Annotated in this window: 21 protein-coding genes; 17 read left to right on the plus strand and 4 right to left on the minus strand. The window is 56.3% G+C overall.

All coding sequences use genetic code 11. From position 1 onward, the window contains the following. The first annotated feature begins 3 nt into the window (after positions 1-3). The 15 genes from WKW77_RS30620 to WKW77_RS30690 all read left to right on the plus strand — a co-directional run bounded on the left by WKW77_RS30620 (position 4) and on the right by WKW77_RS30690 (position 13,120). The gene (locus WKW77_RS30620; protein ID WP_340360659.1) at positions 4-345 is read left to right on the plus strand and encodes a hypothetical protein; all 342 of its coding nucleotides are present in this window, start codon (positions 4-6) and stop codon (positions 343-345) included. A 360-nt stretch (positions 346-705) separates the two neighbouring features. Then, positions 706-963, plus strand: coding sequence for a hypothetical protein (locus tag WKW77_RS30625; protein WP_340360660.1), 258 nt, complete (start codon positions 706-708; stop codon positions 961-963). Positions 964-1,588: 625 nt separating this feature from the next. Then, positions 1,589-1,897 carry a hypothetical protein gene (locus tag WKW77_RS30630; protein WP_340360661.1) on the plus strand — a complete coding sequence of 103 codons (309 nt, stop codon included), beginning with the start codon at positions 1,589-1,591 and terminating at the stop codon, positions 1,895-1,897. Then, the gene (locus WKW77_RS30635; protein WP_340360662.1) at positions 1,894-2,130 is read left to right on the plus strand and encodes a hypothetical protein; all 237 of its coding nucleotides are present in this window, start codon (positions 1,894-1,896) and stop codon (positions 2,128-2,130) included. Before WKW77_RS30630 ends, WKW77_RS30635 begins: the two co-directional genes overlap by 4 nt. An 87-nt stretch (positions 2,131-2,217) precedes the next feature. After that, positions 2,218-4,395, plus strand: coding sequence for an AAA family ATPase (locus WKW77_RS30640; protein WP_340360663.1), 2,178 nt, complete (start codon positions 2,218-2,220; stop codon positions 4,393-4,395). A gap of 1,375 nt (positions 4,396-5,770) precedes the next feature. Further along, positions 5,771-5,908: a hypothetical protein gene (locus WKW77_RS30645; protein ID WP_340360664.1), complete on the plus strand. Its 138-nt coding sequence runs from the start codon at positions 5,771-5,773 to the stop codon at positions 5,906-5,908. Further along, a complete protein-coding gene (locus tag WKW77_RS30650) occupies positions 5,905-6,570 on the plus strand; it encodes a hypothetical protein (protein ID WP_340360665.1) in 666 nt (221 codons plus the stop codon). The genes WKW77_RS30645 and WKW77_RS30650 overlap by 4 nt, the downstream gene beginning before the upstream one ends. Then, positions 6,567-6,917, plus strand: coding sequence for a hypothetical protein (locus WKW77_RS30655; protein WP_340360666.1), 351 nt, complete (start codon positions 6,567-6,569; stop codon positions 6,915-6,917). The genes WKW77_RS30650 and WKW77_RS30655 overlap by 4 nt, the downstream gene beginning before the upstream one ends. 8 nt (positions 6,918-6,925) lie before the next feature. Continuing rightward, complete coding sequence (locus tag WKW77_RS30660; RefSeq protein ID WP_340360667.1) at positions 6,926-7,711, plus strand: hypothetical protein; 786 nt, start codon at positions 6,926-6,928, stop codon at positions 7,709-7,711. Positions 7,712-7,867: 156 nt separating this feature from the next. Beyond that, positions 7,868-8,194 carry a hypothetical protein gene (locus tag WKW77_RS30665; protein ID WP_340360668.1) on the plus strand — a complete coding sequence of 109 codons (327 nt, stop codon included), beginning with the start codon at positions 7,868-7,870 and terminating at the stop codon, positions 8,192-8,194. A gap of 5 nt (positions 8,195-8,199) precedes the next feature. Then, positions 8,200-8,880, plus strand: coding sequence for a hypothetical protein (locus WKW77_RS30670; RefSeq protein ID WP_340360669.1), 681 nt, complete (start codon positions 8,200-8,202; stop codon positions 8,878-8,880). A gap of 15 nt (positions 8,881-8,895) precedes the next feature. Further along, positions 8,896-11,226 carry a hypothetical protein gene (locus tag WKW77_RS30675; protein WP_340360670.1) on the plus strand — a complete coding sequence of 777 codons (2,331 nt, stop codon included), beginning with the start codon at positions 8,896-8,898 and terminating at the stop codon, positions 11,224-11,226. 12 nt (positions 11,227-11,238) lie between these two features. Beyond that, on the plus strand, positions 11,239-11,490 hold the full coding sequence (locus WKW77_RS30680; RefSeq protein ID WP_340360671.1) for a hypothetical protein: 252 nt from the start codon (positions 11,239-11,241) through the stop codon (positions 11,488-11,490). 287 nt (positions 11,491-11,777) lie between these two features. Then, positions 11,778-12,521 carry a hypothetical protein gene (locus WKW77_RS30685; protein ID WP_340360672.1) on the plus strand — a complete coding sequence of 248 codons (744 nt, stop codon included), beginning with the start codon at positions 11,778-11,780 and terminating at the stop codon, positions 12,519-12,521. Further along, positions 12,521-13,120, plus strand: a complete 600-nt coding sequence (locus WKW77_RS30690) for a type II toxin-antitoxin system VapC family toxin (RefSeq protein WP_340360673.1) — start codon at positions 12,521-12,523, stop codon at positions 13,118-13,120. Before WKW77_RS30685 ends, WKW77_RS30690 begins: the two co-directional genes overlap by 1 nt. Here the strand turns inward: WKW77_RS30690 and WKW77_RS30695 are convergent. The 4 genes from WKW77_RS30695 to WKW77_RS30710 form a co-directional block, all read right to left on the minus strand. Then, on the minus strand, positions 13,117-14,001 hold the full coding sequence (locus WKW77_RS30695; protein WP_340360674.1) for a hypothetical protein: 885 nt from the start codon (positions 13,999-14,001) through the stop codon (positions 13,117-13,119). The genes WKW77_RS30690 and WKW77_RS30695 overlap by 4 nt on opposite strands. 250 nt (positions 14,002-14,251) lie before the next feature. Beyond that, positions 14,252-14,620 carry a hypothetical protein gene (locus WKW77_RS30700; protein ID WP_340360675.1) on the minus strand — a complete coding sequence of 123 codons (369 nt, stop codon included), beginning with the start codon at positions 14,618-14,620 and terminating at the stop codon, positions 14,252-14,254. 27 nt (positions 14,621-14,647) lie between these two features. Then, positions 14,648-14,812, minus strand: a complete 165-nt coding sequence (locus tag WKW77_RS30705; RefSeq protein WP_340360676.1) for a DUF6693 family protein — start codon at positions 14,810-14,812, stop codon at positions 14,648-14,650. Between the two features lie 65 nt (positions 14,813-14,877). After that, positions 14,878-16,026 (minus strand): DUF2235 domain-containing protein, encoded by a 1,149-nt coding sequence (locus WKW77_RS30710; protein WP_340360677.1) that lies wholly within the window; start codon positions 16,024-16,026, stop codon positions 14,878-14,880. A 182-nt stretch (positions 16,027-16,208) separates the two neighbouring features. Between WKW77_RS30710 and WKW77_RS30715 the strand changes: the two genes are divergently transcribed. Next, a complete protein-coding gene (locus WKW77_RS30715; RefSeq protein WP_340360678.1) occupies positions 16,209-17,432 on the plus strand; it encodes an MFS transporter in 1,224 nt (407 codons plus the stop codon). A 73-nt stretch (positions 17,433-17,505) separates the two neighbouring features. Continuing rightward, positions 17,506-18,669, plus strand: coding sequence for an MFS transporter (locus WKW77_RS30720; protein ID WP_340360712.1), 1,164 nt, complete (start codon positions 17,506-17,508; stop codon positions 18,667-18,669). Positions 18,670-18,673: the final 4 nt, after the last annotated feature.

The following is an 18,673-nucleotide window of genomic DNA, read 5'->3' on the forward strand; positions in this document are numbered from 1 at the left end:
ATCATGCGTTCACCTGACCTTACAGATCAAGAGCGTGAAATCTGGACCGCCATCCTTCGCTGCCTCGGCGAAGAGTACGAAGAGCGCCGTATGGAAGTACACCGCAATGGCGAGATGAGCCATTTCCTTTTTCCTGACAATACCTATGGAGTTGCTTGGGGATTGGAGGGAAGCGATTGCCTCAAGAACAATTGCTTTTTTATCTCCGTCGGTGTGCCTGGAGATGGCACCTATACCAATTACGAAATGGTCGTCAAAGATCTTCTCACGGAGCAGATGACCGTTGAAGTCAAGCATGTGGGTTGGGGTAGCTATATGCCTCCGGAATTGCTGGAAGAACACTGACCAGCATCAGGCGGTAGGTGGGTAGCAGGTCAGTGTCGCCTGCCCTGCTCCACCAGTGGAGCAAGCTCCCTGGGTACCTGTTCCAGGCGCCCAGGGACACCCCCAAAAGACATCCCACTGCAGCTGTCCGTCGGTCCCGGGATCACACGAACGATGGGGGGCCTTGGTACCACCAAGGGTAGGAGGAAAAACGCGACGTACCTTTAGATGCACTGAGCGCTTTAGCGCTATAGATATAAGACCTAATTCCCAAATAGCTAAAAAGTCTATTCGACAATTTAAATAAATCTCGACTTTATATCTTCGCGAATTCTTTTAGGGCTAAATATAAGAATCCAAACCTGAAAGGATAATCTTTATATGAGCCACACTGCAAATGAAATTGAGGCCATTGGCCGGTACAACCGCGAAGCACAAGCCAGGACCCGTGCTCGAACTTTAGGCTTGGACCCAGAACAATTGAATTTTGACCCGAATCAATGTCCATGCTTCTCACCGTCTGGTCTGGCGAAGTCAATTGAATCAACGGCTGTTATGCGATTACTGGAGGCCAGATGGCATGAACAACAGACCTCCACTGGTGGTGCCAAGAAGACCAAGAAAGGAGTTGCAGCATGAGGGGAACAGATATTTCGCCTGGGTCTATATTTGGTCGACTGACCGTGGTCGAGGTATATGCCAATCCAAATAAGGCTTCACATACACGTGTACTGTATATGTGTAAATGCTCTTGTGGATCAGTGGCCCATGTTACTAAAGCCAATCTTATAAACGGCAATTCAAAATCCTGTGGCTGTTTGAATCGAGAAATTACTTCCAAGAGATCCAAGACTCATGGTTGTAGCCGAGGCAATAGAACATACAAAACATGGAAGTCCATGATGAGTAGGTGCTACGCCAAAGGTTATTCAAATTATCCGTTTTATGGAGGTCGTGGGATTACTATTTGTGATCGCTGGCATAGCTTTGAAAATTTCCTTGAAGATATGGGCCATCGGCCTGCTGGTCTAACTATTGAACGTCTTGATAACAACGGCAACTATGAGCCTGGGAATTGTCGTTGGGCGACACGTAAGGAACAGTGCAGAAATACTAGATTGACTGTCTGGGTCAAATGTCTGGGTGTGCGAGTTCGTTTACCTGCTCTCATTGAAGCTACAGGTATTTCTTATAGCACCGTATATCGCAGGCTTTATCGTGGTTGGTCCGTGGAACGGGCCATTGAATTGGAAGGATATGCATCATGAAATCAAGTGCTGAAACGGTCGCCTATGACACTGCCACGGGTATTGGGAAATTGTTCGACCCGCCACTGACCGCACAGGAAGTGAATGCGCGACTGGAGGCCGCGGGGCTTCATGTAAAGGATGAAGCTGGTGTATGGCGTGCGACCAAACTTGGGTCGCAGTTCTGTGTATTCATTTCCATTGGCCCTGGAGGAATGAATAAATGGAAAGGATCAGCAGTCGTTGAATTGCTGAAAGCAAAGCCCGCAGCTGCCAAGCCCAAAACGAAATTGGGAGCGTTTGCGAAGAAGGCCAAGGTGCCATGACCATTTACTTCACCGTCACGAAGCTCGGAAGACGAATGACGCCACCCCGCCGAGCCAGGGAATTAAATCAAATGCTGGAGGCAGCAGGTATGCAGGTCCATGACTTTGATCGCTGGTCACTGACACCATTAGGCAAGCGCTTCGCAAGAGTGGCGGTGAAACAGATCGGACTCATCAAGTGGAAAGAGGATGTTGTTCCTCATCTGGACAACCCTAATACACAAGCGGGTTAAATAAAAAAGCCCCGACCAAATTAATGACCGGGGCTTTGAGCAGGTTTACCATGAACTCCATCACCCCATTGTCAATGAGGCGAATATATGATGCCACAATTTGGCCCAATTGATTCAACGACCAGTGTCGAAGATGCAGCGAGAAGCTACATGATGGCTGGCCTCCATGCTATTCGCCTTGTATTTGGGACCAAGGCAGCACTTGAACGAAGGTGGCAGCATAGAGAGACAGCACCGCCTCATAAGTTCAAAGGGTTCGGTGTTGGCCTGCATCATGGTCCCAGCGGCACTTGCTGCATTGACCTGGACGATTTGATGATGGCCCGTGTCTATTTCAAAAGCCATCAGATCGACATCGACAAGTTCCTCAATGATCCAAGGTCAGTGAAGATTGACAGCGGACGCAAGAACAGGGCAAAGCTTTTGTACCGGGTTCCTGATGGTGTCGATCTTCGCTATTTGCCAGTTATGGGTGCAGACAAAAAGCGTCCCATCATTGAGCTACGTGCTGGCTATGGCCGCCAAGATGTGTTGCCTCCATCACGCCATCCTGATACAGGCTTGGCCTACGGATGGGTCGGCGACTGGCAAAATATCCCGGAGCTGCCTAGTGAACTTTTAATGCGATGGAAGGTCGAGCAAGCTTCGATCAAAACCAAGCGCCTTAAAGATCTGGAAGCCAGTGCGGTTAACCTTGACCCAGATGAGAAGCCTCTTTACTTCAGATCGTCAATGCAGCGAGCAGAGGCCTATGCTGCATTGAAGGCTATCCCAGCGACCGGCGAACTTAAGTGGCCTGATATAGATGATAAGACAATCATCACTCAATGGAACCATGACAAGTTCACTGATCTAGGTTTCGCCTTTGTAGATGCCACGGGTTATGGTGTCAGTCAAGAATTGAGCTTGGAAGCATTCAACCAATTTCTTGAATGGTGCCGTCAAGATCAAGATGTGTATGACGAGGACGGCCTGTGGACCAAGTGGTTAAGTTATCAGACACCCGGTGGTGTTAAGGCCGCCATTTTATTCAAACTCGCAAATTTGAATGATGACGGATGGAAGCCCAGATTCCTGGCCCAGTGGTATGAAGACCACCCGGAAGACGACCCGCATAACAATGACGACGATGTGGAGGCCGATGACGACGACGACGGGGAAATGTCTGATGTCGAGCGACTGAAGGCGGCTCCGCAGTTGATGCGGACTAAACCCAGGCCTCCAACTCCTGCCGTACCTGGATTCTTCAATGTCGGTGAGCTCGCGTCTCTTGTCGCCAAAGGAGGGACAGGTAAGACGACATTTCTATTGCAGCTAGCCATCCACCATGTTCTTGGCAGAGAGTTTTTTGGCCTGGATATTATCGAAGGCGATGTGGTCTATTTTTCCAAAGAGGATACGCTCGAAGATTTGCTGCTTGCAGTGAATTACCAGATGCAGGCGCTCATGCTCTCAGCGACTGATCGAAAGCGGGTCAAAAAGGGTCTAATACTGATTTCGACCCTGCACCCAGACCTTCAGTTGAAGACCAACGCTTTGGTGAAGACGGATTTCAAATCAGCCACGCCTACCAAATTAATTAAAAATATAATCGAGGCCTTCGAACATAGATCAATGGCATTGTTCGTGTTCGACACTAACCGCCATTGGATTTCCTCCGATTCAATGAGTGAAAGCGCGCAGATCGTTGGTCTGGGTGAGATTAGCAAGCTCATCAATCATCCGGCTTTCAAAGGCAGCTATGCCATTGTTCTCGACCATACGGGACAGTCTGTCAACCAAGACCATCAATATGCCGCCATTGGATCGAGTACCAAAGGCGATCTTATTCGAGGCGTCACCACGTTGATCCCTCAAAGCGAACCCAATGCAAATGAGGATTTGATCTACACCTGGGAATCTGCTCGAGGTTCCTTGCATCGTAGAGGTAAAGCTCAACTCAAATTGAAGCGTCGTAGCAATTCCTATATCTTTGAACGTCATGAACCGGAGGCCGCCATTATTGATCCAGAGTTTGGGGAATTGACCCCGGATGTCCAACGGGTTCTGAAGCACCTCCACGCTCAAACTGACCATAGTTCAACCAAGACCGCGATCGCTGAAGAGCTTGGTATCACAACCAAGACCTTACTTAATCGAAAGGTGATTGAGGATATGGTTAGCAGGAAGCTGGTCACTGATTCTGGCAAGAATAAGGGCGCCAGGATCACTCTCACAGCCGAAGGCCTTTTGGCATATGAGGCTTGCGTCAGGAAACCTAATTGAGATTTTATTGGGTAGTACCCGATATTTTATTGGGTAGTACCTGATAAGAGGCCCCCACTCATCCCACCATCCCCTCCGTAGTGAAACGGAGGATGGGTGCGTGGCTATTGGGTATCAGGTAATTCTCTAGGGACCGATAAAACTTCCTAATAAAATGGAGGCCTTAAGCGCTACAGACCACAGGCTTAATGTTCCTATAAGTAACATTACCCTGCTCCCCCTGGTTGTCCCTGCCGCTCCAGGACGCCCCTGGTTCCTGCCACGATGGTCCAGGTGCTCACGGATGGTCTGCCCTAGGCATCGAAGCTGCCCTAGGACTTCATCGCCCCACAGACCACCCTGCCCTGTGTACTTCCTTATGCATGCATGGCATAACGTTGGCATGGCTTATACACGTCCCCTCATCATCGAGCGTTCGTCCAGTGCCACTGTCTTCTGGTTCGCCGCTCATCTTGATTACACCGAGGCATCTCAGATGCTTCAGCCTGATCGGTTGAAGTTCAATTCGTGGTGTCCAAGACCTGACGACTTCATAGGTTCCAATAGACCTGTGTTCACTGAGAAGGTTCGACATGGTGTACCTGTACCACCGTCAGTGGTTCAAGCACCCAAGCCAAAGCGAGAGAAGAAGCCACCTCCTGTTGTGAATCAATCCGCTCGTGCTATTGCCACAAGACAAGCGCGTGAATGGGCCAAAGCAATGATTGGTTAATGACAGGGGTCCAAGGCGAAGATCGGCTGTCGATGGCTACACCGTGAATAGAACTCAACATATTCGAAGTTCGTATTCGCAATCACGTTAATTGAATATCGCTCGGCTATTGCCATGTCTGCGCATTCAATACTCGCCTAGCAGTGCAACGATTTGCATGCACTCGCGTTAAGCAAGTCGAGAATCATTATCACTCACAGTACCACTGGCACCGCACATTTTGCCAAGCCCCGGGGGGTCTTCTCCAGTCGAGAGGGGGGTGGGGGCACATCGCCCGTTCTCTCGAATTTTTTCTTGTTTATCGATTTCCGATTTGACCCAGGCAGCTGCCAAATATCCAGTATTAAGCCAAAAGTCGATCAATGAGGATTGCGACAAGGTTAAGACAGATGGAGACCACATCAATCTGGATCGCAGGGGATCATAAATAGGTCAAATTGGATCATTGACCAATGACTCTCGAAATTTTGTCAAGTCGACCCAATTGCACCCCCCCCCTAATTCTTTTAACCAAACGTTGCAGTATTGTTCCAAGGGCAGCTCCTTTTGCCAGCCTAAAAGCACATAGTGCTTCTATAGGCCCACCAGTTTAATGGCCTATTGGAGCCAGTGCTTCTTGTCTAATTGAACAGCGCGGCTCCTGGTAATTAAGGAGCTAATTCAATGGACTTGATTCGCACTAAACAAATCGCCCAGTATGTTCCTCGGTGTGAAGAATGGCGACCACCACCCGATTCAATTGAACAAATCACCCGTCAGTTGGCGGCCCAGGGTATCAAGGTCAAGGAGTCAAAGAAATGACTCCCACACTGGGCCAAGCAGCCCGCGAACTCGACAGGCTGAAAACATACCTCAATCTAACTGATGATCGCTATGCAGCGATCGAGGTAGTTTGTCCTACAGTTCAGATTGGAAAAGGCCTTGCGTCTTTGCAATCGTCAATGGTGGCCCTGGCTCAATTCTCAGTTCCATCTGAGCTTGAGGATATTCCACGAGAAGGCACCGAACGTCTAGCCAAAGTCACAGACGCTATTCATGCCGTCGAAGCTCAATTGACAATTCTCCGCAGCTGCGTCGAGCACATTAAATCCGGTGCGCCTATCGAGGATAGCAATTCCTCTTATGCAATGGCTGCACGGCTGGTGAGGTCTGCCTCTCGCGCTGGTGAAAGCGTGGAGGCCAATGCGCTTCAGAAATATCTCGATGAGAGCATCGTCCTGGCACAGCGGAAAGTGGACGTGCTCAAGGAAAAGAAATTCCGAGTTGCCAATGCCTGTGAAATGAGTCATGTCAAGAACAGGTTGAAATATCTCACTGCCCTGCTTCAATTGTCAAGGCAAACTCCTGCCTCGGTTCTTGCCAATGGTGTGGTGGAAACAGCCATCTCTCTTGGCAATAAAGAACTAAATGATTTGTCGGCTCGTTTGAATTCCTACTATGCCAAGAATGGACCCGCATCATGACCGCTATCACTACCCAAGTAGAACAATTGCGGAAGGACCAGGCCATGTTAGCAGCCCAGCAATTGGAATTCGATAAAAGGCTCAAGGCTTTCAAAGCTCCCGTGGCCTCCACTGGCATTACAAAGGCCCAAGTGGAAGTTATCTACGAAACTGTGAGGAAGGCTTTGGATCAGCGGGAGGAAAAGATCCTGCAATCCCACGGACAAGTTCATCGAGCTGCGATTAATGAAGTAAAGGATCAAGCCCTTGCTGCTACGCTGCTAGGCAAATCAAGTTTCATTGACGCTTGCGATCTATTGCGTGGTGCAGTGGAATCAATTCTCGCAGGCACAGGCAGTCGAACATGATTTCGGCCATGCTCAAATCCTTCGAGCTATTCGAGAAGTTTCGTACCGCGTTGGCTGATGAAGCGGTCAAGGCAGTAGGGCCTGATGCGCTGCTCAGTGTGTTGCGATACACCTCGAACCCGAACAGCCGCATGCTGACCGCCAGACACAGATCAGCGTCACTGTTGGACCGTGCAGCGCACATGGGCTACTTTGCACCGCTCCATCTGAAAGACGAGTTCGGTGCAATAGCGTTCTATCTCAGGCAAACCGATAAGCTGAATCTGGTCAAGGGTCTGGGTCGTGCGTTGGTGGGCATCGAGAGCGGGGCAACTTCCTGTGCTTTCTTGATGGGTCATGTCGTGCCCCAAGGACCACTGTCCACGGCTGCTAAACAGCGTGTAGCGATCGCAGGCCCGACTACCCTGGTCGCATACCTCCTGGCTCGCTACGTCCAGGAGCTTCTGTATCTCCCGCCAGATCAGTTCGTCCGCCTTCTCCATGAGATGAAGGTCACGGGCCAATTGTTCATGTTCACAGACGATGAACGCGTGATCCTGGGCATGCCCCATGAGGAACGAATGGAGGCCACCACTCAGGGCTTCTTGATCGGCCAAATGCTTGCCTTTCACGACCCATCGCTGGATGAGGAATCCAGTTCCATGCAGCTGCGACTCACCCCTGCAGAGGTCAAGCAACTGGCATTCAACGGCCGCCACAACTTCGAACCATTCCTACTGGAGCAAGACCATGGAAACAATTCCGATCGATCAGGACCGCCTCAGCTTGTTCATGAAGATGGAGATGGCTCGTGACCTCAAACCAGCATTGAGACGTCATGCGGAGATGTGCCTTCGGTCCATGAACCGTGAACCATCGGAAGACAAGGTGGAGGCTATTGTCAATGAAGTCATTCAGCAAGGGCTGGATGCGGCTGCTTGTTTCACTTGCATTGAGAAGGCGGTTCAATCATGAGAACCCCATATGACCCGCTCAATGGTGTTGGCCAGAGAGACTTCGGTGCACCGCCGACTCATGCCGTTGACTCGTTGGACACGCTTCGTGGTTACGTCGGCCCGCAACCAGAACAGATGGCGGCCATAGATGCAGACCCAATGAATACCTCGGCGTACTGGCTGAAGCGCGGGCAGCAGGAACAGGTGATACAGGCCAAGGAAACCTTTGTGCGGTTCACGGCCATGCTCAACGCCATGAACATTCCGGCTTCTGCGGAGGCTCAACTGCGCGACGAGCTTCTGTCTGTTCTTGGTGGTCACGGATACACGGCTGCTGGTTGATTGTCATGGCTGATCTTCAGTTAGCGCGGAACACCACGCAAACGATCAAGTACACCTATCCAGGTGATACGCCAATGTCGAAGGCGACTGCGGCATTCCTTACCAAAGGCTTGCGGGCTGAACTCATCACAACTGCAATGGCAGGTGCTCAGGCCCAAGAGAAGATGGGTAACTCGTTGAACTTCACTGTGGTCGATGGCACTGCCGGTAGGTCATTGCTAGAAGTCAACAGGAAAGCTGTGCTCCGCTTTGGTCAGGTACTTTCGCGTCAAGCCCTGCGCGATGTTGAGCGTGCACTGGTGGCGGCCATTAATAACAAGACCACGCGTCGTAGTGGTACGTTGTCTTCGATGGGCAATTGGCATTGGGTCATGACGAACAGGGGAGAGAACGTCAATCTCAATACCATGGGCAAGAACATCCAGTTCTCTGCTGATTCAAAGTTGATGTTGCTCCCTGAGAACGTGCCCTATGCCACTGTGACTAACAGGAAGGTGGCAAATAGCAAGCTTCCGGGTTTCATGAAAGTTGCTGCCAAAGTAGCTTCTCAATCCAGGTACCTCGTCGGGTTCAGGGTCAGTGTGAACACGACTCGAAGGTTCGCTGTTCCTGGTGAAAAGAATGACTATGGCACAGCGTATCTGGTCATCAGGCCGGGTGCACGTTCCAGCTCCCGGCGTCGTTAAGAAAGGAATACGGCCATGGTCGACATTACCGAGAATCTGGTTACCACATGGACCTTGGATATTTCCAAGGCGCTGACCAATATCAATAAGGCCACTGAGTCGTTGAAGGGTATTGATAAGGGGATGAACAATCTCAACAGTAGTGTTGGGAAAATGAGTTCAACGTTCGATGGCCTTGTCGGTGGGCTCACGAAGCTAGCTGCCGGCTTCGGTGTGTTCAAGATCATGGAAGCAGGTATCGGTGCACTGAAGGACACCGCCGCCGCCATTCTTGAAATGTCGAAGGCGGTCGATGAGTTGGCAGACGCCTCGGAACAACTTGGCATCACTGCTGAAGACTTGCAGGCATTGCAAGCAGCCGCCATTCTTGGTGGTACTGGCGTTGAGAAGATGGACGCCGCGCTTAACTCGCTCGTCCCTAAGCTGGCCAATGTGGACGATGCGACGTCGAAGGTCTCCCAGCGGCTGCGTCTGTTTGGTATCAGTGGAGCAGACAGCCCGCTTGATGCCATGATGAAACTGGCAGATGGGTTCAGCCAGTTCGGTGATGCTGCGCAGAAGCAGAGAGTGGCGATCGAGCTATTCGGTAAGGCAGCTGGTCCGCAGATGGCGCAGTTCCTGAGTCAAGGGTCTGAAGCTATTCGCCTGCTGATGAACAATGCAGACAAGATGGGGGCCGTCTTGCGTGATGACGTGGTCAAGTCCACGGCTGAATTCAGGGACAACCTCGACCGTCTGTCGCTGAACCTGAAGACAATCGGCAACACGATCTATTCCTACCTGATCGGCCCACTCGCCGACTTGTCTACTGCGCTGGTCAACAACATCCAAAAATGGGGTCTGTGGTCTGGGACCTTGACCACTATCTGGCAGACCATGGCAGGCACTCCACTGGAGAACATCAAGAAGTCGATTGAGGCCGATGTCAAGGCGATCGAGGGGATGAACCAGAAGATCGCCCAGTTGAATAGCTCTGGCAACACTACATCAGTTGCCTACAGTGAGTTGGTGCGGCAGAAGGAACTGCGTGAAGCAACCTTGGCCACCAATGAAGCGCTTCAAAAACAGCTCGAATACAACTACACCTCGCCTGCTTTTGTTGGTCCTACAAAGCCGTCAGGTCTTAAAGAGAATCCATTCAAGGCTTTTACTGCTGGTGCTTCCGGTGCAAAGAAGGCGGTCAAGGAACTTCAAGATACTTGGACTGCCTGGATTGAAGCGGTCAACAAGGGGCTGGTCAAAGCCAATGAATCTGTAGGCCTTGATATCGACAAGCTGATTGTCCTTGAGATGGAACTCGCACGACTCAAGGCCATGGGTCAGGAAGGCTCTGCCCAGTTCAAGTACATCCAGGGTTTGTCTGAGGCCATCATGCCTGTCTCTGCCGCGGTTGCGGAACTGCGGAAACTGGAAGAGGTTATCTTTGACATCGGTAAGCAGCAGTCCGCTGTACAAGGCCTTGAATTCAAGCTCAATGAACTGGAGACCGCTGGTAAAGGTTCCATGCTCATGGCTGAGAAGCTGCGTGACCGTATCGGCGAAATCAAGTCTCTTGGTGATCCAACGTTTGCAGCAATCGAGGGCCTGAGGAAATTTGATCGGGCTGTCATCGAGGCCGAGAAGTCCACCATCGCGATGTGGGATGCCTTTGCCAAGGGCGATATCAGCATCAGGGCATTTGTCAAGGGTGTGAACGAGATGAACTCGACCACCGGAGAAATGCAGCAGTCTGTGGACAAGATCACGAAGCAGACCGAGAGCATCGGCGAAGCCTTCGCAAAGGCCGGTGAGAGCTTCACTTCAGGGTTCGTGTCGGACCTCATCGACGGGCTTGGAAAAGCTGAGTTCGCGTTGGGCGACTTCTTTGAGTCGTTCGTAAAGATGGTGGCCAAAACGCTCGTGAATTACCAGGTCCAAAAGTTCTTCAAGATGTTTGGGGACGCCTACCTTGGCGGCGGAACCAGTAGCAGCAGCCCGTTTGCCAAGGGTGGTGCATGGAATCTCGCAGGCCTCCAGTTCATGGCGAGTGGAGGCATCCTCAACAGCCCCACGATGTTCCGTAATGCTGGTCGTCTGGCTGTGGCCGGTGAGGCCGGTCCTGAGGCAGTGGTTCCCCTGCAGAGGAACGCCTCCGGCGATCTGGGTGTCAGCGCGTCCCCGGTGAATATCACGATCAACAACAACGCAGCCCAGACCACCGAGGTGACGCAGACCTCCAGCGACAACGCAGACGGGTCCAAGCAGATCACGGTTTTCATCGAGCAGAAGGTTCGCTCCATGTTCTCCAGCGGCAGCATGGATAGGACCATGAACTCGTCCTATGGCCTGTCGCGCCAGCCTCGCTGAATGGAGGCCACCATGTCTATGCCAGTGATCAGGGTCACGAAGTTCGACGGGATAGAGGTCTTCGACGTCCCCCAGCAGAGGGCGCTGGCGATAGCCCAGGAATATGGCCCACAGATGTCTACACAGAAGGTTGCTGCGCTACTGGCAGCCTCAACCAACCTCACTGCTAACCAGATTGAGCGGTTGCCTGTAAGCACATATACCAAGATCGCATTCGAGGTGATGCGTCGCCTGAATGCCAGGGTCGCAGCCGCGAATCGTTGACCTACTTCCCCGTTGAAATCGGGCGCAGCCATTCAACGGCTGCCTGATCTGGAGGCAGCCCCCGGAGGTGCTCGTCGTGGGCAAGGTCCTCTGCCACCCCCTCCAACTGCACTGGATCAACCGTCCTCCATCTCTTTGCCAGTTCGTGGGCGCAGGCAGCGATCCACACGTTCTGGGGAAGGTTGATGACTGGGGTTTCCATGCCCCAAGAATACTGGATAAAACTACAGTGTTCAAGTAGGCTTCGAAGGCGCGCCCTACTGGCAGAATCGGGAAAGGTAACCGACATGAAACACCTCGACTGGCAATACGAGCTTCACGTGCATGGCGTCTCGAAGGGGAAGCTGTCGCTGGATGACTTTGCCGAGCTCGCGAAGAAGCTTGCCGATCTGCTGGGGTCGAAGGACAAGGTGCATTTCGGTGCCCTCAAGAACGGCAGCGCCAAGCTTCAACTCAAGGTAGAAATCCCGGTTCGCCAGGCAGTCAACGTTCAGCTTCTACGGGCGAAGAACGATGACGGCCCAGGTGCCAACAAGGTGGTCTGGATCGATGAGTTCCTTGGGAAGAGGGGTTGGCATGGCGAACTCAAGAACGACCAGGGAAACGTCGTTATCAACTTCCCTGGCGCCATCAACAAGGCACCCCCTGAGCCTGTTCAAACGGTGCATCAGGCGAGCACGATCGTTGGCCAAGTCATAAAGATTGGTGGCCGCGATGAAACCGTCCCCATGCAGATCCGAACACCTGACGGCGTTTTCGTTGATGTGAATGTGAAGGGTCGCGAACAGGCAAGGAAGCTGGGCCAACATCTCTTCGGCGCTGATCTGAAGTTCAGCGGTAATGCGACTTGGACGAGGGATGAGGAAGGCCATTGGAGTTGCAGCGATATGGAAGTGCTTTCGTTCGAGGAACCGGACGCGACCTCGCTGGTAGGTCTGTTCGCATCCCTCCAGCAGGTTCCCGATAACCATTGGCATCAGGTCGACGACCCAATCGCCGAATGGAAGAAGCAGCATCGGGAGGACCACTGATGAAGGCGCTCATCGATAGCAACGCCTTGATCGACCTCCTCGATCCGCGTACTCCAAGGAGCCGGTCTGATCGGATGAAGGGTCTTCTGGAGGACATCGACAAGAGCAATGGGAAGCTGCTCATCCCTGCCCAAGTCGTCGGCGAGTACATCGCAGGTGCTGGTCCCGCAGGTCAGCCCATTCTCAAGGCGCTTCTAAACAACCGACGTATCGAGGTTGTCAGCTTCGATCATGTGGCGGCCACTGAATGTGCACTCATGGATCGGGCAGCCGTGGCTGCTGGAGGACACAAGCGAGCGCCCCTCGGTCGGGACGCTCTTTGGCAGAAGGTCAAGGTAGACCGCCAGATAGTGGCGCTCGCCAAGGTGCACGCGGTAGACCTGATCGTCTCCAGCGATGGAGATATTCCGAAGCTTGCTCAGGCAGTCAATATTCGATGCACTGCAGTCAAGGACCTCGCGCTACCTGGATGGGCACAGCAGGTCCACATCGATGAAATCGCAGAGCCGCCACGACCAAGGCGTACCGAGCGTGTGAAAGTCTTGGAGGAGCCTGTACTACGCGCGGTCGCTCCTTCCGATGGGTCTGGCGCTATCTAGCCTCCAGTGGGTCGGCTGTTAGGGAACTTAGCTATTAGCGAGGAAAGCTTGGCTGCCTTCTTTGCTTTGTCAGACTTCGCCTTGCGCTCCATCAAGATCATCTCAATGGATTCTCGAAGCAGAGGAAGAACTTCGGCACACTGTTCCTCAGTTAGCTGATGCACGCCTTCGCTGAGAATGCTGTAAAGGGCAGCGTTGTCCACCATGAACTCGGGTAGTTGGTCTGCCAGCATCTTGATTCGCTCCGGCGTCTTGGCGGCCACATACTCAGGCCAAGCGTTCATCCCGACGGCTTGCATGTGTGCAGCCTTGGCCTCGTCCAAGACCTTCTCGAAGACTCGCCGGTAGTACACGCAGGCTGCAACCGAGTAACCATGTGCTGTCGTGTGGATGGCTTGCACGAACTCTCGACGCAGTTCTTTGGGCATGGCATCTCCGAGCTCTTTCAGGTCCCCCATCTGAATGTCGCTCATGGATGGATACTGCCCCATCTTCGTCAGCTTGACCTCAGACTTTTCAAGGTGCCCGCCGGTCGTCTGAAAATAGAGGATCAGTGGATGTCTTCCCCGCGTACAGGTCGCACGAAGCGAGAAGTGCCCAGACCAGTAGACGCGCATCCCGCTTGCAGAACCTGATGCCGCTGATACCAATGTGGTTCTCTTTTTTAGCTCCTGAGCCTCTTGCGTTGGAACGGTGGCCCATGTAGCCGGCGCTTGGCAGCCGGGACAGTACATATCAAACCGTTCCTCAGTGAGCCTGAGTGCTCGGAGCTGCGCCTCGGCATCTCCATCAAAGCCTACAGGCGTGTAGAGAGGCGTCTTGATCAGGCCCTCCAGCAACTGGATGGCGGTCGGGGGTTTCGGAATGGCAGCTTCGGGCATGCCAAGGAGCATATCCGAGCGATTGACAACTCAAGAGCTAACGGTGCTCATACTCGCGGCGTACTCACGGAGCCCCGCAAGTGGTTGATATTCAAAGAGATTCGATATCTTCCATCATCGGCGCCACGCTCACGCGCATGGCGGCGAGCTGTTGATTGGGTCGATCCTTGTCGATCATCTGGGGGGAACTCGAAACGCTGTGTTCCCTGCATTGTCCCAGCCCGCCGCCGACCCGCGCCGGCGTCGGGCCTCAGCGCACCGTCGACCAGACAGTGGCGCGGCACCTCGGCTGATCCTCGGGCGGCAGGAAGTTGCAGTTCTCCAGGGCCCGCCGCTGCATGTCGCTCAGCCTCGGCTGATTGCGCCGCGAGGGCGGCGGCTGGTGCCAGTTCGGCGGTGGCGGCTGATGCCAGTGCTGGCCCGGACCGCGGCGCACCCATCGCCTTCCCTGGCCGCGCTGCCAGCCCTGGTCCCACATGCAGCGCTCGAAGTTGTGGCTCCGGCTGCAGAAATGGAGATCTCGATCGAACTGCGGGCTGTTGTGCCACTGGGCCATGGCCGTCCCCGAGCCCGTCAGGCCGGCAAGGGCCAGCAGGGCCGCCGTGATCAGTTTCTTCATGGTCATGGATTCTGCGCCCCGGGTCATTCAGATCTCGTGAAGTTCGGTGTTGTTGATGATCAGCTTCAAGAAGTAGTAGGCGAAGAAGGGCGTGGCGAGCCCGAAGGTGATCACGATCAGGATGACCCAGATCAACGCCTGCACGAAGATGTCGCCGAAGCTCAGCGTGTTCACGAACTTGTACTTGGCCATTGAGATGCCCTTCAGGATGGAGTTGCCGAAAAGTACCTCAGTCGACGCCTCGAGGCGTCGACTCCCTACGCCTTGACAAATCTCGGATCAAGTTGCCGGCCGCTCAGCAACGGCGCGAGATTCGCAGGCGGCTGGTAGGCCGCGAACTGGGCAAGGTAGGCCTGCACGCTCGGATGGACCAGCGCGTTGGCCGGAAGCACGCGCGGCGCATGCGGCCGGATGTCGAAGGGGGGATCGCGATACGGCGTGTGAATCGGTCCGAAGACGAAGGGCTCGGTCGCCTTGTATTGCCGCGAAATCGCGACGCCGCAGCCCTGCAGGCGCGCGATCATCCAGTCGAACGACAGCGTCGCCAGGTCCCAGGTCGGATAGCCGCCGCCGACGTCGGCATGCGCGCCGGCGAACCAGCGCTGCTGGATGCCGTCGCGGTCGTCCCACAAGGTCGGCTCGAAGTCGCTGCGCTGCTCGTCGATCGCGAGCGCGTGGAAGCCGGCCTTCACCTTGGCCGACAGCGCCCGGTCCGCGAATTCGAAGATGTCGACCTTCGAGGCATCGGCGAGGTCGTAGGTCGGCACCCCGAGCGCGCCGACGGTGTCCCAGACGGCGACGGCCTCTATGCCGACGTTCTGCACCAGGCGGTTCAGGTCGATCGCCTCGGACTTGAATTCCTCCAGGTAGCCGAGCAGCGTGCTCTGCTTGCCCATCAGCTTTCGATGGCGTGCCCATACGAAGATGCCGAGCCTGTAGGCCTTCGCGGGGTCGTAGGCGCCGTCCTGGCCCCGCATCGCGTCCTGCGGCAGCAGCCCCATCTTCGCGATCATCCCGGCCAGCGCGCGCACCGTGTAGGCGCCACGGCTGAAGCCGACCAGGTAGATGCGGTCGCCCGGCGCATGGTTGCGCGAGATGAAGGTGTAGCCGCGCACGATGCGTTCGATGAAGCCTTCGCCGAACACGCCGCCGAGGATCTTGCGGATGACGTTCTGCGAATCGCCCACGCCATGCAGGTACTTGGCGATCTGCGTGACCTTGGCGTCCGGACCGGCAGCGACCTTCTCCTGCTCGTCCTGCTTGCGCAGCGAATCGGCGGTGACGTCGCCGTCGAGCGCGGCGAACAGGCGCAGCACGTTGGTGGCATCGGCCTGCACCTCCTGGCCGTCGCCATGCCCCAGTCCGTTCCATGTGCCGTCGGCGCAGAAGATGATGTTCTTCGACACGAGCCGCCCCCTTTCGTCCTGGATGCGCCACGGACGGCGCACGCGCAGTGTGGCCGCTTCGTCCGCGCCAAGCCATGCGCCATTCGCTGTATGCCGGGCGGGGGCGCCCTGCACGCCCACGGCAGAAGTGCTAAGGTGCCGGGCCCTCGGGTTAACCCCTAAAGAAAACCGAAAGAGCTGTCTTGTCGCATCCCCACGCACCCGCCCCCGCCGGACTCTCCACCAGTCTCACGCTCCTGTTCGCCGTGGCATGCGGCCTCTGCGTCGCCAACATCTACTTCGCGCAACCGCTGATCGGGCCGATCGCCGCGACGCTGCAGCTCCACGCGGGCCTTGCGGGCTTGATCATGACTCTGACCCAGCTGGGCTACGGAACCGGCCTGCTGCTGCTCGTGCCACTCGCCGACGTGGTCGAGAACCGCCGGCTGATCATCTTCGCGATGGCCGGCGCGGTGCTGGGGCTGGTAGGGATCGCGCTGTCGAATTCCGCAGCAACCTTTCTCGCCGCATCCTTCGTGGTCGGGACCTGCGCGGTGGCTGCGCAGGTCCTGGTTCCGCTGGCCTCGCACCTGGTGCCCGAAGCGACGCGCGGCAAGGTGGTCGGCAACATCATGGCGGGATTGCTGGCCGGCATCATGCTTGCGCGGCCTTTCTCCAGCGTCGTGGCCTCGGCGCTCGGGTGGCGCGCGGTGTTTGCGATCTCCGCGGTCCTGATGGCCGTCCTCGCCGTCGTGCTCTGGCGGGCGCTCCCGCAGCGCCGGCCGCATGCATCGTTCGGCTATGCGCGCACGATGGCATCGCTGCCGGGCATCGTCTGGCGCACGCCGCTGCTGCGGCGCCGCGCCTTCTACCAGGGGATGATGTTCGCGGGCTTCCAGGCGTTCTGGACCGCCGTGCCGCTGGCGCTCGCACGCGAGTTCGACATGGGACAAGCCGGCATTGCGCTCTTCGCGCTCGCGGGCGCCGCCGGAGCGCTCGCCGCGCCCTGGGCCGGTCGTCTGGCGGATCGGGGCCTGACGCGGCCGGCCACGGGCTGGGCCATGGCCGCCGCGCTGCTGTCCTTCGCGCTGGGCGCCGTCGGGGTGCATTTCAGGTCGCTGACGGCTCTCGTGGCGGCCGGCATCCTGCTCGACGGCGCGGTGCAGCTCTGCAATGTGCTGAGCCTGCGGAGCCTCTACGTGCTTGCACCCGAGTTGCGCGGGCGGCTCAACGGGCTCTTTCTCACTTTCATCTTCCTGTGCGCGGCTGTGGCCTCCGGGCTGGCAGCAGCCGTCTATGCCTTCCATGGCTGGAACGGGCTGAGCCTGCTGGGAGGCGGCTTTGCGGTGGTCGCGCTGTCGTTCTATGCGACAGAGTTCCGCCGGAATGCCCTTGTGCGGGCACCATCGGAGCGGCTCCCCGGATAATCAGGGTTAACCCTGATTACCTCCCCGCCGAATGACCACCCCCGCCGAGACGTCGCCCCCCACTTCTTCCCGCATGCCCGTCGCCCTGCTGGCGCTCGCCGCCGCAGCCTTCGCGATCGGCACCAGCGAATTCGTCGTGATGGGGCTCTTGCCCGACATGGCGCAGGACCTCGGCGTCACGCTCTCGCAGGCGGGCCTGCTGGTCACCGGCTACGCCATGGGTGTGGTCGTCGGCGCGCCGGTCTTCGCGGTGGCGACCGCACGGCTGCCGCGCAAGGCCACGCTGATCGCGCTGGCCTCGCTGTTCGTGCTGGGCAATCTGCTGTGCGCGCTGGCGCCGAACTACGGCCTGCTGATGGCCGCGCGCGTAGTCACCGCGTTGGCGCACGGCACCTTCTTCGGGATCGGTTCGGTGGTCGCCGCCGGGCTGGTCGCGCCCAACAAGCGCGCGCAGGCCATCGCGCTGATGTTCACCGGACTCACCCTCGCCAACGTGCTGGGCGTGCCCCTCGGCCGGATCATCGGCGAGCACTACGGCTGGCGCATGACCTTCGCGGCCATCGTGCTGATCGCGCTGGCGGCGGTCGCCTCGCTCGCCGCGCTGCTGCCGCGGCACATCGAGATGCAGAAGGGCGACATCCTGCGCGAGTTCACCGTGCTCGCGGACGGCCGTGTGCTGCTGGCGCTCGCGACCAGCGCGCTCGCGTCGGCGAGCCTCTTCGTCGTCTTCACCTACATCGCGCCGCTGCTCACGCAGGTGAGCGGCTTTGCGAACTCGGCGGTCGCGCCGATCCTGCTCCTCCTGGGCGTCGGACTCACCATCGGCAGCACCATCGGCGGACGGCTCGGCGACCGGCGGCTCGTGCCGTCCCTGCTTCTGGTGCTCGGTCTCAATGCGGTCGTGCTCGGGCTGATGCATTTCGTGCTCCCGCTGCGCGCGCCGATCGTCGCGACGATGCTGGTGTGGACCACGCTGTCCTTCGCGCTCGTGCCGCTGCTGCAGACGCTCATCGTCCAGCATGCGAGCGCCGCGCCCAATCTCGCCTCGACGCTGAACCAGGGTGCTTTCAACCTCGGCAATGCGACCGGCGCCTGGATCGGCAGCGGCATGCTTGCAGCCGGTGCGCCGCTGGCGGATCTGCCATGGGCCGCCGCGGCGATCACGATCGGGGCGCTGGCACTCGCGTCATGGAGCAGCCGGCTGGGGGAACGCGCGCCCTCGCTCCAGCCAGCCTGACACT

Source organism: Variovorax ureilyticus (genome assembly GCF_037889935.1).
Taxonomy (GTDB): domain Bacteria; phylum Pseudomonadota; class Gammaproteobacteria; order Burkholderiales; family Burkholderiaceae_C; genus Variovorax; species Variovorax ureilyticus.

Excerpts from the sequence above, each read along its gene's own strand:
- WKW77_RS30620 (WP_340360659.1), top strand. The coding sequence starts at position 4 with ATGCGTTCACCTGACCTTACAGATCAAGAGCGTGAAATCTGGACCGCC.
- WKW77_RS30625 (WP_340360660.1), top strand. The coding sequence starts at position 706 with ATGAGCCACACTGCAAATGAAATTGAGGCCATTGGCCGGTACAACCGC.
- WKW77_RS30630 (WP_340360661.1), top strand. The coding sequence starts at position 1,589 with ATGAAATCAAGTGCTGAAACGGTCGCCTATGACACTGCCACGGGTATT.
- WKW77_RS30635 (WP_340360662.1), top strand. The coding sequence starts at position 1,894 with ATGACCATTTACTTCACCGTCACGAAGCTCGGAAGACGAATGACGCCA.
- WKW77_RS30640 (WP_340360663.1), top strand. The coding sequence starts at position 2,218 with ATGATGCCACAATTTGGCCCAATTGATTCAACGACCAGTGTCGAAGAT.
- WKW77_RS30645 (WP_340360664.1), top strand. The coding sequence starts at position 5,771 with ATGGACTTGATTCGCACTAAACAAATCGCCCAGTATGTTCCTCGGTGT.
- WKW77_RS30650 (WP_340360665.1), top strand. The coding sequence starts at position 5,905 with ATGACTCCCACACTGGGCCAAGCAGCCCGCGAACTCGACAGGCTGAAA.
- WKW77_RS30655 (WP_340360666.1), top strand. The coding sequence starts at position 6,567 with ATGACCGCTATCACTACCCAAGTAGAACAATTGCGGAAGGACCAGGCC.
- WKW77_RS30660 (WP_340360667.1), top strand. The coding sequence starts at position 6,926 with ATGCTCAAATCCTTCGAGCTATTCGAGAAGTTTCGTACCGCGTTGGCT.
- WKW77_RS30665 (WP_340360668.1), top strand. The coding sequence starts at position 7,868 with ATGAGAACCCCATATGACCCGCTCAATGGTGTTGGCCAGAGAGACTTC.
- WKW77_RS30670 (WP_340360669.1), top strand. The coding sequence starts at position 8,200 with ATGGCTGATCTTCAGTTAGCGCGGAACACCACGCAAACGATCAAGTAC.
- WKW77_RS30675 (WP_340360670.1), top strand. The coding sequence starts at position 8,896 with ATGGTCGACATTACCGAGAATCTGGTTACCACATGGACCTTGGATATT.
- WKW77_RS30680 (WP_340360671.1), top strand. The coding sequence starts at position 11,239 with ATGTCTATGCCAGTGATCAGGGTCACGAAGTTCGACGGGATAGAGGTC.
- WKW77_RS30685 (WP_340360672.1), top strand. The coding sequence starts at position 11,778 with ATGAAACACCTCGACTGGCAATACGAGCTTCACGTGCATGGCGTCTCG.
- WKW77_RS30690 (WP_340360673.1), top strand. The coding sequence starts at position 12,521 with ATGAAGGCGCTCATCGATAGCAACGCCTTGATCGACCTCCTCGATCCG.
- WKW77_RS30695 (WP_340360674.1), bottom strand. The coding sequence starts at position 14,001 with ATGCCCGAAGCTGCCATTCCGAAACCCCCGACCGCCATCCAGTTGCTG.
- WKW77_RS30700 (WP_340360675.1), bottom strand. The coding sequence starts at position 14,620 with ATGAAGAAACTGATCACGGCGGCCCTGCTGGCCCTTGCCGGCCTGACG.
- WKW77_RS30705 (WP_340360676.1), bottom strand. The coding sequence starts at position 14,812 with ATGGCCAAGTACAAGTTCGTGAACACGCTGAGCTTCGGCGACATCTTC.
- WKW77_RS30720 (WP_340360712.1), top strand. The coding sequence starts at position 17,506 with ATGCCCGTCGCCCTGCTGGCGCTCGCCGCCGCAGCCTTCGCGATCGGC.